This window comes from Qaidamihabitans albus (genome assembly GCF_016464705.1).
Classification (GTDB): Bacteria; Actinomycetota; Actinomycetes; order Mycobacteriales; family Pseudonocardiaceae; genus Qaidamihabitans; species Qaidamihabitans albus.
Genome location: NZ_JAEHOB010000004.1, coordinates 181,778 through 196,045, shown reverse-complemented (window position 1 = coordinate 196,045; position 14,268 = coordinate 181,778). Strand labels below are relative to the sequence as shown.

At 71.8% G+C, this 14,268-nt stretch carries 14 protein-coding genes; 7 read left to right on the top strand and 7 right to left on the bottom strand.

Annotated features, from left to right (window positions below; genetic code table 11):
- Positions 1 to 17: 17 nt before the first annotated feature.
- A complete protein-coding gene (locus JAP66_RS09875) occupies positions 18 to 764 on the bottom strand; it encodes a glutaminyl-peptide cyclotransferase (protein WP_199431613.1) in 747 nt (248 codons plus the stop codon).
- A gap of 90 nt (positions 765 to 854) precedes the next feature.
- Between JAP66_RS09875 and JAP66_RS09870 the strand changes: the two genes are divergently transcribed.
- Entirely contained in the window at positions 855 to 1,649 is a 795-nt protein-coding gene (locus tag JAP66_RS09870; RefSeq protein WP_199431337.1) for a DUF3027 domain-containing protein, read from the top strand.
- Positions 1,650 to 1,671: 22 nt separating this feature from the next.
- Entirely contained in the window at positions 1,672 to 4,512 is a 2,841-nt protein-coding gene (locus JAP66_RS09865) for a sacsin N-terminal ATP-binding-like domain-containing protein (RefSeq protein ID WP_372448956.1), read from the top strand.
- 5 nt (positions 4,513 to 4,517) lie between these two features.
- Here JAP66_RS09865 and JAP66_RS09860 read toward each other — a convergent pair whose 3' ends face one another.
- The gene (locus JAP66_RS09860; protein ID WP_199431336.1) at positions 4,518 to 4,790 is read right to left on the bottom strand and encodes a DUF2530 domain-containing protein; all 273 of its coding nucleotides are present in this window, start codon (positions 4,788 to 4,790) and stop codon (positions 4,518 to 4,520) included.
- 45 nt (positions 4,791 to 4,835) lie between these two features.
- Between JAP66_RS09860 and JAP66_RS09855 the strand changes: the two genes are divergently transcribed.
- From JAP66_RS09855 to JAP66_RS09845, 3 genes are all read left to right on the top strand, one after another.
- The gene (locus JAP66_RS09855) at positions 4,836 to 6,311 is read left to right on the top strand and encodes an NCS2 family permease (protein WP_199431335.1); all 1,476 of its coding nucleotides are present in this window, start codon (positions 4,836 to 4,838) and stop codon (positions 6,309 to 6,311) included.
- Between the two features lie 106 nt (positions 6,312 to 6,417).
- Positions 6,418 to 6,861 (top strand): MarR family winged helix-turn-helix transcriptional regulator, encoded by a 444-nt coding sequence (locus JAP66_RS09850; protein ID WP_199431334.1) that lies wholly within the window; start codon positions 6,418 to 6,420, stop codon positions 6,859 to 6,861.
- Entirely contained in the window at positions 6,858 to 8,171 is a 1,314-nt protein-coding gene (locus tag JAP66_RS09845) for an MFS transporter (RefSeq protein ID WP_199431333.1), read from the top strand. The genes JAP66_RS09850 and JAP66_RS09845 overlap by 4 nt, the downstream gene beginning before the upstream one ends.
- A gap of 151 nt (positions 8,172 to 8,322) precedes the next feature.
- Here the strand turns inward: JAP66_RS09845 and JAP66_RS09840 are convergent, their stop codons facing one another.
- From JAP66_RS09840 to JAP66_RS09825, 4 genes are all read right to left on the bottom strand, one after another.
- A complete protein-coding gene (locus JAP66_RS09840) occupies positions 8,323 to 8,946 on the bottom strand; it encodes a superoxide dismutase (protein WP_199431332.1) in 624 nt (207 codons plus the stop codon).
- Positions 8,947 to 9,089: 143 nt separating this feature from the next.
- Entirely contained in the window at positions 9,090 to 9,758 is a 669-nt protein-coding gene (locus JAP66_RS09835) for a biliverdin-producing heme oxygenase (RefSeq protein ID WP_199431331.1), read from the bottom strand.
- A 66-nt stretch (positions 9,759 to 9,824) separates the two neighbouring features.
- On the bottom strand, positions 9,825 to 10,436 hold the full coding sequence (locus JAP66_RS09830; RefSeq protein ID WP_199431330.1) for a TetR/AcrR family transcriptional regulator: 612 nt from the start codon (positions 10,434 to 10,436) through the stop codon (positions 9,825 to 9,827).
- 23 nt (positions 10,437 to 10,459) lie between these two features.
- The gene (locus JAP66_RS09825; protein WP_199431329.1) at positions 10,460 to 11,956 is read right to left on the bottom strand and encodes a glutamate-cysteine ligase family protein; all 1,497 of its coding nucleotides are present in this window, start codon (positions 11,954 to 11,956) and stop codon (positions 10,460 to 10,462) included.
- Positions 11,957 to 12,176: 220 nt separating this feature from the next.
- On the opposite strand from JAP66_RS09825, the gene JAP66_RS09820 reads away from it, so the two are divergent.
- Both JAP66_RS09820 and JAP66_RS09815 read left to right on the top strand, forming a co-directional pair.
- Positions 12,177 to 12,986, top strand: coding sequence for a TrmH family RNA methyltransferase (locus JAP66_RS09820; protein WP_199431328.1), 810 nt, complete (start codon positions 12,177 to 12,179; stop codon positions 12,984 to 12,986).
- Positions 12,987 to 13,014: 28 nt separating this feature from the next.
- On the top strand, positions 13,015 to 13,626 hold the full coding sequence (locus JAP66_RS09815; RefSeq protein ID WP_199431611.1) for a DUF2537 domain-containing protein: 612 nt from the start codon (positions 13,015 to 13,017) through the stop codon (positions 13,624 to 13,626).
- A 37-nt stretch (positions 13,627 to 13,663) separates the two neighbouring features.
- On the opposite strand, the gene JAP66_RS09810 is transcribed toward JAP66_RS09815, so the two are convergent.
- Positions 13,664 to 14,215 (bottom strand): hypothetical protein, encoded by a 552-nt coding sequence (locus tag JAP66_RS09810; protein ID WP_199431327.1) that lies wholly within the window; start codon positions 14,213 to 14,215, stop codon positions 13,664 to 13,666.
- Positions 14,216 to 14,268 lie beyond the last annotated feature (53 nt).

The following is a 14,268-nucleotide window of genomic DNA, read 5'->3' as shown; positions in this document are numbered from 1 at the left end:
GGGTGCCCGCCGGTAGATCAGCCCGCCGGGACGAGATTCACCCGGAACATCTTGGGCCACAGCTTCCCGGTGACGATGAACTGGTCCGTGCCTTCGATCGCGGCGATGCCGTTCAGCACGTCGGCCCCCTGCCGCTCGGCGGGAGTGAGCAGGCCCGATGCGTCGATCCGCGCGGTGACCGCACCCGAGTCGGCGGCGATCCGGAGGATCTCGTCGGTCTGCCAGACGTTGGCGTACACGTCGTCGCCCACGCACTCCAGCTCGTTCAACTGGTCGATCGACCGCTCACCCTCGGTCACTGTGACCGAGCCCGTCTCCCGGAAGTCGGCGGGGTCGCGGAACCGCAGCGTCGCCGACCCGTCGCTCATCACCAGCCGATCGCGTCCCTCCTGATGGCACAGGCCCCAGCCCTCGCCGGCGTACTCCACGCGCCGCCGCTCGGCGAGGGTCTCCGGGTCGCGTTCGAAGGCGACCCCGCTCTGCCAGGTCAACTGCCACACGCTCGGCCCGGTGACCGTGATCCCCTCACCGAAGAGCGGCTCCGGCAGCTCGACGACGACGTCCGGCTCCTGGCCGAGCGGCCCGGCACGCAGCGAGGAGCGCCCCACCAGCCCGGTGCCCTCGTACAGGGTGTCGCCTTCGAGTTCGAGGCCCTGGGTGAACGCCTCCTCGTCGTGCGGCAGCACCTCAGCCACCTCGACCCGCAGGCGCTCGGGCTCGGCCGTCCCGGACTCCGGCGCGGGGGAGGCCCCGCACCCGGCCATGATCGTTACCGCAAGCAAGCCGAACAGGATCCGTCGCACCCTCCTAGCCTGGCACGAACCCGCCTGGTCCGGTGCTGCACAATGGGACTCATGACCCTGCTGCTCACCCTCGACGGTGGCGCGATCCGGCAGAAGCTCGTCGACGCGGTCGAGCTGGCGCGTACCGCCGCCGAGCACGACGCCGGCGCCGAGCGCGTCGGCGGGCATGCCGGTGTCGAGCACGAGGACGCCGTGTCCGTGTCCCACCTCTTCGAGGCGAAGCTGCCCGGCTACCGCGGCTGGCACTGGTCGGTCACGGTCGCCACGGCCGACCTGGACGCTCCGGTGACCGTGAGTGAGGTCGTGCTGTGCCCGGGGCCGGACGCGCTCGTAGCGCCCCGCTGGGTGCCGTGGGAGCGTCGCGTCCGCCCCGGGGACCTCGGGGTCGGCGATCTCTTCCCGACCGACGAGGACGATCTGCGGCTCGCACCCGCCTACCTCGACTCCGACGACCCGCAGGTCGAGGAGGTCGCGCGGGAGGTCGGCCTCGGCAGGATGCACGTGCTGTCCCGCTACGGCCGGGAGGACGCGGCCGCGCGCTGGCGGGGCGGCGAGTTCGGCCCTCGCTCCGACATGGCCCGCAGCGCGCCGGACGTGTGCGGCACCTGCGGCTTCTACATCCAGCTCGGCGGCTCGCTGCGGGCGGCGTTCGGCGCGTGCGGCAACGAGCTCTCGCCCGCCGACGGCCACGTCGTGCACGCCGAGTACGGCTGCGGCGCGCATTCCGAGATCGAGGTCGAGCTGACCTCGTCGGTTCCGGTGGCCGAGCTGGTCTACGACGACTCGTTGCTGGACACCGAACCCGCCCCCGCCGACGAGAAGCCGAGTGAGCCCGCCGACGCCTGACCGGGCGGCGGAGAACGGCGACGTGCCCGCGGTCGGCTCCGCGGGACCTCCGGCGGGCACCGGCGGCTTCCGGATCGATGAGCTCCGTTCGGCGGTGCTACGGGCGTGGCGGGACTCGCCGACCCGGTTCACCGAGGACACGAACGCCGAGCACGACCTGCGGGTCGGCGGTTACCGTGACCGGCTGTTCGTCGAGCTGGCGCAGAACGCCGCCGACGCGGCCGCGCTCGCCGGTGTCCCCGGCAGGGTGCGGGTCTCTGTCGTGGCCGGCGAGCTGAGGGTCGCCAACACCGGAGCGCCGCTGGACGCGGAGGGGGTCGCCGCGCTGTCCTCGCTGCGGGCCTCGGCCAAACGCGAAGGGGTGGTCGGCCGGTTCGGGGTCGGCTTCGCGGCGGTGCTCGCGGTGACGTCGGAGCCGCGTGTGGTGTCCCGCACGGGCGGTGTCGCCTTCTCCGAGGAGCGGACACGCGCCGCTGCCGGGCACGGGGACGCCGTACCGGTGCTGCGGCTGCCGTGGCCGCTTCCGGAAGACGAGCCTGGCCCGCCTGCCGGCTTCGACACCGAGGTGCGGCTGCCGCTGCGGGCCGGGCTGGACGCCGCGGAACTGCTGGATCGCATCGCGGCCGAGGTGCCGGACCTGCTGCTCGCGCTGCCGTGGCTGGCCGAGGTGGAGGTCGCCGGTGCTCGGTGGGCCCGTGCCGCCGAGGGGCCGGTGGTGGAGCTGACCTCGCCCTCGGCCGAGACCACCAGATGGCTCACCCACAGCGGCGACGGTGTGGTCTGGGCCGTGCCGGTGGACGTCGATGGCGTGCCAAGGCCGCTGGACGAGGACGTGCTGCACGCGCCGACCCCCACCGACGAGCGGCTGTCGCTGCCCGCGCGGCTGCTCGCGCCGGTGCCGGTGGAGCCCTCCCGGCGCCGCGTGCTGGCCGGTGCGGGCACGCGGGCCGCACTCGCCACGGCCGCACGCCGCTACCCGGAGCTGCTGCGCCTGGTGCCCGCCGAACACCGGCTCGCGCTCGTTCCCGGCGCGGGCTTTCCGCTGTCCGAAGTGGACAGCATGCTGCGCGAGCTGGTGCTGGACCGGCTGGCCGGGGACTCCTGGCTGCCCGCCGCGGCCGGCGGCGAACTGCCCGCGGTGCGGGCACGGGTGCTCGGCGTCGACTCGCCGCCGCTCGTCCGGCTGGTCGGCGACGTGCTCCCGGACCTGGTCGCGGCGCCGCACTGCGGACCGGGCCCGGCCAGGGTGCTCGCCGTCGCGGGGGCGGCCACGGTGGGAGTCGCCGAGCTGGTCGAGGCGGTCACCGGCATCGGCCGGCCGCCGGCGTGGTGGCGGTCCCTGTACACCGCGCTGCTCGCCGCGGTCGAGGAGCGGGCCGTCGCCACCGACGAGCTCGGCGCGCTGCCGGTGCCGCTCGCCGACGGCCGCACGGTCCCGGGACCGCGCGGAGCACTGCTGCTCGACGACGTCGAGCTGCTCGCCGACCTCGACGTGGTCGGCCTGCACGTGGTGCATCCCGAGGCCGCGCATCCGCTGCTGGAGCGGCTCGGCGCCACGCTCGCCGGGCCGGGCGACCTGCTGGACGCCCCCGCGCTGCGCGAGGCGATCGAGCGCAGTGCCGACGACGCGCTGTCCGGAGTGGACGTGCTGCCGCTGGCGAACACCGTGCTGCGGCTGGCTTCCGCAACGGGTGCCGAAGGGCTGGGCGGGCTCGCGCTGCCCGCCCGCACGGGCTGGCGGCGGGCCGACGAGCTGGTGCTGCCGGACGCGGAGCTGCTCGGCGTGCTCGACCCCGAGGCGCTCGGCGAGGACGCCCCGCTCGACGTGCTGGACGCGGATTTCGCGGGGCGCTGGCCCGCGCCCACGCTGACCGGAGTCGGTGTGCTCGACACGTTCGCCGTGGTCGCCGACGACGAGCCCGCCGAGCCGGATCATGACCTGCCGGACGAGAGCGACTGGTGGGCGGCGCTGCCCGCGCCACCCGCGCAGCTGCTCGCCGTGCGCGATCTGGACCTGGTCGCCGACGACGCCTGGCCCTCGGCGCTGCGGTTACTCGCCGCGCGGCCGGAGACGTGGCGGGCCCTGACCCTGCCCGGCGGCCACACGCGATGGTGGATCGCGCGCCACGCCCTGCTCGGCGGCCGCCCGCCGATGTGGTGGCGGCTGCGCGGAGCCGAGCAGCTGGCCGGGCTGTTCGATCCGGTCCCCGACGTGGGCCTGCCGGAGGAGCTGCTCGCCGTGGCCGGGGTGCGTGCGGAGCTTGCGCTCGCCGACAGTACGGACACAGCCGACCTGTGCGCGCGGCTCGCCGACCCGACGCGGGAGGTGCCGCCTGGGCTGGTCCTGCGTGCGCACGCCGCGCTGGCGGACGTGCCCGCCGAGGACGTCGAACCGCCCGACGCCGTCCGCGCGCTCGACGGTTCGGTGGCCGATGCCGCCGACGCCGCCGTGCTCGACGTGCCGTGGTTGCTCGCCGTGTGGCCGGCCGGGCGGCTCGTGGCGCTGCCCGGCTTCGCCGGCGCGGCGGCGCTGGCCGAGTCGCTGGACCTGCCGCTGGCGAGCGAGGAGACCACGGACGGGGTGACGAGCGAGGGCGAGTTCGCGGCCTGGCGTGACCTGCCCGCGATCCGGGAGGTGGCCGGGTTGCTCGGCACCGACCTGCCCGACGGCGGCCTGTTCGTGCACGAGCGGCTGTGCGTCGGCGACCGCGCGGTGCCGTGGTGGTTCGACGGCGTGCCGCATGCCTCGGACACCGCCGACGGACTGGCGCGGGCGTTCGCGTGGGCGGCGCAGCGCTGGCCGGAGCGTCTGCTGATCGCCGCACTGCTCGATGAGCCGGACGCGCGCATCTTGTTGGCCTGACGGCGCTACAGCCCGCGTTGCGCCCCGCGTGAGCCCCGCCGGGAGGCGGCGCGCTGCCACGCCATGATCGCCATACCGACGAAACCGAGCCCACCGCCGCCCAGCGTCGTCCACCGCCACAGGCCGTCGACGCCCGCGAGCAGCAGGACCACGAACGCGATGAACCACAGCGATGTGCCGACGATCACGACCGGCCACAGGTCGACCAGCGACTTCGGCAGGTCCGGCGGGGGACGGAGCCGCCCCGGAACGCCGCGGGAGTTGCTCGGTTCGGTCACGTGGGGAAGGCTACCGCTGCCCTATCCGACTCGAGGCAGGTGACGATGGCAGAGACGGCCGTGGACGAGAAGTCCGCGCGGTCGAGGCTCGACCGCTTCTTCAAGATCAGCGAGCGCGGTTCGACACCGGGCAGGGAAGTACGTGGCGGCCTGGTCACGTTCGTGACGATGGCCTACATCGTCGTGCTGAACCCGCTCATCCTCGGCAGCTTCTCGGCCGAGGGGCCCGGCGCGAAGACCGACGCCGTCGGCGCCATCCTGCCGGTGCCCCAGGTCGCGGCGGTGACCGCGCTCGTGGCCGGCGTGATGACCATCGCGATGGGCATCATCGCCAACTACCCGTTCGCGCTGGCCGCGGGTCTGGGCATCAATGCGCTGGTGGCGGTCAACATCGCCCCGCAGATGACGTGGCCTGCCGCGATGGGACTCGTGCTGGTCAACGGGCTGGTGGTGCTGCTGCTCGTGGTGACCGGCGTACGGACGATGGTCTTCAACGCCGTGCCGCCCCAGCTCAAGGCCGGTATCGCGGTCGGCATCGGGTTGTTCATCAGCCTGATCGGCCTGGTCGACGCCGGGTTCGTGCGCCGGGTGCCGGACGCCGCGGGGACGACCGTGCCGGTCGAGCTCGGCATCGGCGGCTCGATCGCCTCGTGGCCGACCGCGGTGTTCGTGGCCGGGCTGATCATCATGGGCATCCTGGTGGCCAAGAACGTCAAGGGCGCGATCCTGATCGGCGTGCTGGCCGGCACGGTGCTCTCGATCGTGGTCGAGGCCATCGTGAACGTGGGTCCCTCGGGTGGGACGAACCCGAGGGGCTGGAACCTCGGCTACCCGGGACCGCCCGACGACTTCTTCGGGCTGCCGGACCTTTCGCTGGTGGGCCAGGTTTCGTTCGACGCGTGGGCGCAGGTGCCTGCGATCACCGCGGCGCTGTTCGTGTTCACCCTGGTGCTCACCGACTTCTTCGACACGATCGGCACGATGACCGGGCTCGGTAAGGAGGCCGGGCTGGCCGACAAGGACGGAAACCTGCCGAACGTGGGCAGGACGCTGTTCGTCGACTCCCTCGGCGCGGTGGCAGGCGGCGCCTCGTCGGCGAGCTCGAACACCGTCTACATCGAGTCGGCCTCCGGCATCGCCGAGGGCGCGCGCACCGGCCTGGCGAACGTGGTCACCGGGTTGCTGTTCATCGCCGCGATGTTCTTCACGCCGCTGTACGAGGTGGTACCGATCGAGGCCGCGGCGCCCGCGCTCGTCGTGGTCGGGGCGCTGATGATCCGGCAGATCACCGAGATCGACTTCCACGACTTCTCGATCGCGCTGCCGTCGTTCCTGACGATCGTGGTCATGCCCTTCACGTACTCGATCGCCAACGGCATCGGCGTCGGGTTCGTGAGCTACGTGCTGATCCAGGCGGCCACCGGGAGGGCCCGCCGGGTGCACCCGCTGATGTGGATCATCGCGGCGGCGTTCGCCGTGTACTTCGTGATCGGCCCGCTGCAGACCGTCTTCGGCTCGTGAGTGCCTACGCGAGTTCTAACTCGCGTAGGCACTCACGACCACCCGCCTGGGTTGTCTGCCTCACCATCGTTGCGGGTCGGGCAAGATCGTAAGGTATGCTAAGGATGTGTCTGGGTCTACGGGAGACAGAGCCTTGGCGAGCCGGTTACGGCTCGCCGTGGTGCGGCTTAACCGCAGACTCCGGGCACAGCGAACCAGCCAGGACCTGTCGCTGACCCAGGTGTCCGCACTGTCCACGCTGCACAAGTGCGGTGCGATGACGCCGGGGCGGCTGGCGGCCAAGGAGGGCGTGCAGCCACCGTCGATGACGCGGGTCATCGCCGCGCTCGAGGAGATCGGCTACGTCGGGCGCACCCCGCATCCCACCGATGGCAGGCAGGCCATCGTGACGATCACGGACGCGGGGCTCGACTACGTGCACGCCACGATCTCGGCGCGCGAGGCATGGCTGGACGAACGGCTGGCGGAACTGAGCGCGGAGGAACGTGCCGTGCTCTGCAGGGCCGCCGACATCATCGACCGGATGGCGGGAGGCGACCACACGGCGTGAGTGTGCAGGGAAGCGAAGCGCGAAGTCCACTGACGTTGCCCGCTACCCCGCAACCGGCTCCCGCCGATCCGTCCCGGCCACGCTCCCGCTGGGCCACGTTCGCCTCGCTGCGGGTGCGCAACTACCGGCTGTTCTTCTCCGGCCAGGTGATCTCCAACATCGGCACCTGGATGCAGCGCATCGCGCAGGACTGGCTGGTCTTCACGCTGAGCGGGTTCAACCCGGTGGCGCTCGGCGTCGCGGTGGCCCTGCAGTTCACGCCCACACTGCTGCTCTCCCTCTGGGCGGGTGTGCTCGCCGACCGGGTGGACAAGCGCAAGCTGCTGATCGCCATCCAGACGGGCACGTTGCTGCAGGCCGTCACGCTCGGTGTGCTCGACGTGCTCGGCATCGTCACGCTGTGGCAGGTCTACCTGCTCTGTGTCGTGCTCGGCACGTTGTCCGCGCTGGAAGTGCCCACCAGGCAGTCGTTCGTCGGGGAGATGGTGGGCCGTTCACAGATCCCGAACGCCGTCGCGCTCAACTCGTCGATCTTCAACATGGCCCGGATCGTGGGCCCCGCGATCGCCGGTTTCGCGATCACCGCCGTCGGCACCGGCTGGCTGTTCCTCGCCAACGGCGCCAGCACGCTGGCCGTGCTCGCCGGGCTGGCCATGATGCGGCCCGGTGAGCTGTTCCGCGGGCCCAAGGTGGCCAGGACGAAGGGCCAGCTCCGTGAGGGCCTGCGGTACGTGCGCGGACGCGCCGACCTGATGACCGTCCTCGCGCTGGTGCTCTTCGTCAGCACGTTCGGGATCACGTTCTTCACCTCGCTCGCGATCGTCGCGGGGAAGGTGTTCGGCACCCGCGCCGACGGCTACGGCCTGCTCTCCACGCTGCTCGCGGTGGGGACGTTCACCGGCGCGCTGATGGCCGCGCGGCGCGGCACGCGGGGGCGGCCCCGGCTGCGGCTGCTGCTGGGGTCGGCGCTCGCGCTGGGGGCCATCGAGCTCGGCGCCGCCTTCATGCCGACCTACCTCGCCTTCGGTATCGCGCTCGTGCCGCTCGGCTTCGCCACGATGACGTTCCTGAACACGGCCAACGCGCTGGTGCAGACGTCGGTGAGCCCGGAGATGCGCGGGCGGGTGATGGGCCTGTACGTGCTCGTGCTGATCGGCGGCAACCCGGTCGGCGGGCCGCTGACCGGCTGGCTGGCGGACGTGTTCGGCGGGCGCTCGCCGTTCTACGTCGGCGGCGCGGTGTCGATCCTCGCGGCCGCCGTGTGCGCGCTGGTGCTGCTCCGCCGTCGTGAGCGGCAACCGGCGTTCTAGCTCGCGTGCGCACTCACGAGGTTGCGCCGGGGATGAGGTTAGGCTAACCTCATCAACGTCCGCTTCGTGGTGGGAGCGGCAGTCAGTTCGGGAACGGACGAGGCCCCGATCCGGAAACTCCGGATCGGGGCCTCGTTCATGTGCTGGGTCGTCAGGGCAGGAGCAGGCCGTTGCGGCCGGCCTTGGCGTCCTCGAAGCGCTTGCCGATCTCGGCCCAGTCGAAGACGTTCCACAGGGCGTTGATGTAGTCCGGCTTCACGTTCTTGTACTGCAGGTAGAACGCGTGCTCCCAGACGTCGACCAGCAGGATCGGCGTGGTCGGCAGGACCATGTTGTTGTGGTGGTCCCGCAGCTGCTGCGTGATCAGCGTCTTGCCGATCGGGTCCCAGGACAGCGCGCCCCAGCCGTTGCCCTGGATCGTGGTGCAGACCGCGGTGAACTGCGCCTTGAACTTGTCGAAGGAGCCGAACGAGTCGTCGATCGCGGACGCCAGCTCGCCGGTCGGCTTGTCGCCTCCGTTCGGCGAGAGGATCTTCCACCACACGACGTGGTTGGCGTGGCCGGCGAGGTTGAACGCCAGCGTGGTCTCCAGGCCCACGATCGAGCCGAAGTCGTTGGCGTCCCGCGCCGCGGCCAGCTTCTCCAGCGTCTGGTTGGCGCCGTTGACGTAGGTCTGGTGGTGCTTGCTGTGGTGCAGCTCGTTGATCTCACCCGAGATGTGCGGCTCGAGGGCGCCGTAGTCGTAGTCGAGGTCAGGGAGCTCGTACGTGGGCATTGGCCCTCCTTCTCCTGTGACATAAGTTCGTTGCGCTGCCAAACCTAGTAGCAGGCGTGGCGGCGGGCGAACCGGGTCGCCGTGAGTTGACCTTGCTTGTTCGACCTAAGTGGAGGTCAAGGCGGTGTTACGACTACCACAGCTCAGGCCGCGCGAAACTCCTCGACGGTCTCCGCGAGGTCGGCGAGCACCGCGATGTTGAGCTCGAACGCGAGCAGCGTCTCGGCCACGATGCGCTCGCGCTCCGTGGGGTCCCAGCCCGCACCGTCCAGCAGGGCCCGGTAGCGCTTGCGGAACGCCGAAGGGCTGCCGACACGGCCGAAGTCGTAGAACCGCGCCCCCGCTCCGGTGACGCCGTAGGTGCGGTTGAGCAGCGACCGCACCACCTGGCCGCCCGCGAGGTCGCCGAGGTAGCGCGTGTAGTGGTGCGCCACGTACCCGCCGGGCCAGTCGAAGGCGACGGCACGCAGCCGCTCCACGTACCGCTCGGTGGCCGGTGCCGGCCGGATGGCCGACTCCCAGTCCGGTCCGGCGAGGAAGGCGAGGTCCTCGGCCAGCGCGGGCATCCGGCGCAGCTCGTCGATCACGAACGGCCCGCCGACCGGATCCCCGGCCATCGCGTCGCTCGCCTGTTCGAGCGTGCGGTAGATGAAGAAGTACTGCGCCGCCAGCAGCGTGTAGCCGTCGAGCGTGAGCGCGCCGTCGAGCAGGGCGTTCATGTACCGGGAGTGGTGCGCGCGGTCGTGCACCTCCCGGGTGGACTCACGCAGGGTCTCGGCGAACGACCCGATCACGCCCGACGGTGTGGCCATCACGCCCTCCTCGATATGACATCGTGTCAGAAAGAGCGTAGGGGAAATCCTGTGGTGAGGCGACCCTCATCGACCGGTATCGGCGGTTTTTGCTCCGACCGCGCACAGTACGAACCGAACGGCGGAGTCGATCGCCTGCCCGAGGCGCTCTGGCGGCACGTCGACGACCTGCCGGGCGGCAAGGGCCCCCGAGATCATCGGAACGACGATGTCCGGGTCCTGCTCCGGCAGCCGCCCGGTGCGCATCCCCTCGGCCAGGATCTCCCGCAGCCGCTCGGTGATCGGGTCGGCGTGCGCGGCGACCCGCCGGTACGTCGACGGCGCGAGCGCCGACGCGAGCGTGCCGCCCGGCGGAAGGTGGTAGCCCGCCAGCGCGTGCAGCTGGAGTCGGACGAACGTGGCGAGGCGCTCGACCGGGTCACCGGCAGCCGCGAGCGCCTCGTTCAGCCGGTCGACGTAGTGAGCCGCCTCCTGCTCGACGAAGGCGACCAGCAAGTGTTCCTTGTCCGGGAAGTGGTTGTAGATCGCGGTACGGCCCACGTCGGCCTCCGCCGCCACGCTCGCGAGCGTGACCGCCTCGAAGCCGCGCTCGTAGAGCTGCCTGCGCAGCGCGTCGAAGACCCTGGCCCTGACCCGCGCGCGATGCTCGTTCAGCGAGCCACCGATGATCTTGGGCATGGCGTACCTCCCGGGCGTGCGCCTCAGGTTACCGCCCAGGCGTGCACCGGCTCGCCCGCTTTCGACAGCTCGAGGTAGCGCGCCAGCATGGCCGCGAGCGCGGAGTCCCGGTCCATGCCCCGCGCCTGCGCCAGGCCGACCACCTCCCGCTGCCAGGAGCTGCCGGTGCGCCGCGTGAGGCAGCGCTGCTCGATCACCCCGAGGTAGCGCTGGGCCGCCGTGTCCGAGACATCGGAGTTCCGCAGCCCCTCGTGCGCCAGCGGGAGCAGGACGCGCAGCACCAGTTCGTCCGGCGGGATCCAGCCGATGCCCGGCCAGTAGAGCTGGGCGTCGAACCCGTTGCGCGCACCGGCGTACAGGTTCTCCTCGGCCGCCTGGAAGGACATCTGCGTCCATACCGGACGTTCCTGCTCGGCAAGCGCCCGCTGCGCGCCGTAGAAGAACGCCGCGTTGGCCATCATGTCGAGGACGGTGGGGCCTGCGGGCAGCACCCGGTTCTCCACCCGGAGGTGCGGCTTGCCGTCCACCACGTCGTACACCGGCCGGTTCCAGCGCCATACGGTGCCGTTGTGCAGCCGGAGCTCGGACAGCTTCGGCACCTGCCCGGACTCCAGCGCCTCCACCGGGTCCTCGTCGTCGGTCTCCGGCAGCAGGCCGGGGAAGTAGCGGACGTTCTCCTCGAACAGGTCGAAGATCGAGGTGATCCAGCGTTCGCCGAACCACACCCGCGGCCGCACGCCCTGGTTCTTCAGCTCCTCCGGCCGCGTGTCCGTGGCCTGGAGGAACAGCGGTATGCGCGTCTCGTGCCACAGCGCCTTGCCGAGCAGGAACGGCGAGTTCGAGCCGAGGGCCACCTGTACCCCGGCCAGGCACTGGGCGGCGTTCCAGTGCGCGGCGAACTCCTCGGGCGCCACCTGCAGGTGCAGCTGGACCGAGGTGCAGGCCGCCTCCGGCAGGATCGACTCGGCGTGCGCGCGCAACCGTTCGGGCCGCTGCCCGGACAGCCCGACGCCTTCCAGCGACAGCACCGTCTGCTCGCCTCTCGCGGCGAAGATCTGGTCGTTGAGCAGCGCGTAGCGCGAGTTGTTGGTGAGCCACTTCTGGTCGAAGTGCTCGTGGCTCAGCGTCGGCAGGATGCCGATCATGGCGAGCAGGACGCCCGTTTCCTCCGCTTTGTCCCCGGCGGCGTCGAGATAGGACCGCAGATCGTCCTCGAGTTGCAGCGCGGAGTCGCCGTCCAGCGGGCGGGGCGGCACGTTCAGCTCCATGTTGTGCTGGCTGAGTTCGGTGGTGAACGAGGAGTTGCCGAGCGCGTCGAGCACGGCGGCGTTGGACATCGAGGGCCGCATGCCGCCGTCCACGAGGTTCAGCTCGACTTCCAGGCCGATGTGCTTACGCGGAAACGAGAAGCTGCCGTCCGAGAGCATGCGGGCGAGCGTGTCGAGGCAGCGCTGCACCTTGCGGCGGTACCGCCCACGGTCCTGTGGCCTGAAGGCGTCCGGCGACACGTCCTTGCCCATGGCGCATCCCTGTTTCTCCTCGGCCACGGCTCCCCGAACGCCTTGGCGTTGATCTGCCCGGCGGAAACGGTGGCACATGCCGGGGGCCCGGGCTAGCGGCCAAACTGGTGCTGTCAGTCACCTCCGCCTCACTGTCCGCATGCGTCCGCCGTTCGCAGTATGTGATTACCCTCGTTCGGCGCACGGACACGTGGCGACTGGCGGATGGCAGACTTTCCGGGTGGCTCCACTGATCCCCGTCGCCGACGCCGCCGACGAGCGGCTCGACGACTTCCGCGATCTCACCGTGGCCGACCGGCGCCCCGACCGGCCCGGTGGGCGGGGTTTCGTCATCGCGGAAGGCACGGTGGTGGTGCGCAGGCTGCTCGCGTCGCCGTATCCGGTCCGCGCGCTACTCGGGGTGGAGCGCCGGATCACCGAACTGGCGGACGACCTCGAAGGCTGCGCCGCCCCGGCCTATGTCACCTCGGCCGACGTGATGGCGCGGGTGGTCGGCTTCAACCTCAACCGCGGGGTGCTCGCGGTCGCCGACCGGGTGCCCCGGCCGACCCTGGAACAGGTGCTGGCCACCGCTCGCGTGGTCGCCGTCCTGGAGGGCGTCGGGGACCACGAGAACCTCGGCGCGCTGTTCCGCAACGCCGCCGCACTCGGTGTCGGCGGTGTGCTGCTCGGTCCGGGCTGTTCCGACCCGCTGTACCGGCGCAGTGTGCGAGTTTCCATGGGACACGTCCTGCGAGTGCCGTTCGCGCCGCTGGAGCCGTGGCCCTCGGGACTCCGGTCGCTGCGTGCGGCAGGATTCCGGGTCGCGGCCCTGACGCCGCGGCCGGACGCGGCCGACCTGCGCCGGCTCTCGGGGAAGGCGGGTGACCGGGTTGCCCTGCTGCTCGGGTCTGAGGGGCACGGGCTGTCCGAGCCGGCGCTCGCGGCCGCGGACGTCGCCGTCCGGATCCCGATGGCGGGCGACGTGGATTCGCTGAACGTCGCCACCGCCGCGGCCGTGGCGTTCTACGAGATGGGGGGACGTGGATAGCTTGGGCCACGCGGAGCGGGGCACACGTGTGGAGCTGCGGGTCCGGGACGAGCGGGCGGTGCTGGCCGGTGGGGAGAACGGCAGGGAGGCCGACCCGCACGACATCGCACTGGGCACCGATCTGGCGGACGCCCTGCACGAGTGGGCCAGGGTCGCCGCCGCGGTCCGCCGCACCGGGGACGCCACGACGGCGGAGGCCGCTTCGATGGTGTCGCGGCGCGGCAGGCAACTGGCCGTCAGGGTGGCCGCGGTCCTGGGACTGCCGGTCAGCTACCGCGACCCCGTGAAGGGGACGTCGGTGGAGGTGCAGCCGCCCACCCGGCCGCCGCGCCGGTCGCCGGCCAGCCGGCTGTTCGGCGCCGAGCCACGCACGGACACACCCACACCGTGGGGTACGGGGCTGACCGTCGCCGCGTTCATCGGCGCGGTCGTCGTGGTCGCGATGCTCGCGCTGGCCGACACGCTCGCCCAGGAGACGGCCCGGTGGGTCGCGCTCGCCGCGATCGCGGTGGTCACGGCGGGACTGGCGCCGTCGCTCTGGCTCGCGCGCAGGCTGCCGATCCTGCGCTGGGTCGTCCTGGGCGCGGCGGCCGGGGTCGCCGTCGCATGGATCGGCGTACTGGTGATCGTGACTGCGTAACGGTCGTGAGTGCGTAACAGCGTTCTAACTCGTCTGCTCACTCACGAGGCTCGACGCGGATGCTGTTGGCGATGCGCACGGTCTCCTCGGCGACCGCGGGCCAGTCCGCCTCGCTCTCGGTGGTGACGTCGACGACGACCAGGTGCCTGCCGTCGGGCGCCGGAATCTGCACCTCGATCCGGAAGACCGGCCGGACGACCTCCCGGGAGTGACCGCTCATCTCGGGTGGCAGCCGGTACTCGGCGGCGGTCACCGCCGCGAGCGCCGGGCCGATCGTCAGGTCGATGACGCGGGTGTCCGCCTCCGGCCTGTGCTGCTGGTACTGGGCGCGCAGTGCCTCGGCGACGAGCCCGCGGTCGCGCGTCAGGTGCGCGACCGGCGCGGCGCCGGGCCGGGTCAGCTCCACGACCGCAAGCGAGAAGGTGGCCGGCTCAGGGGCGTCGCCTCCGACGGCGAACCTGCCGAACAGCCGTACCGAGTCCTCGCCCTCGGGGCTGCCCACGACCGGCTGCCCGGTGAACCCGGGAGGCAGGTCGATGCGGACGTGTGGTGCCGAGGCCGAGGAGGGGCCGCTGATCAGTTCTGACATGCTCGCTCTTCCACGCGCCGCCGATCTCGTCCGGGATGACCGGCTCGGACGGC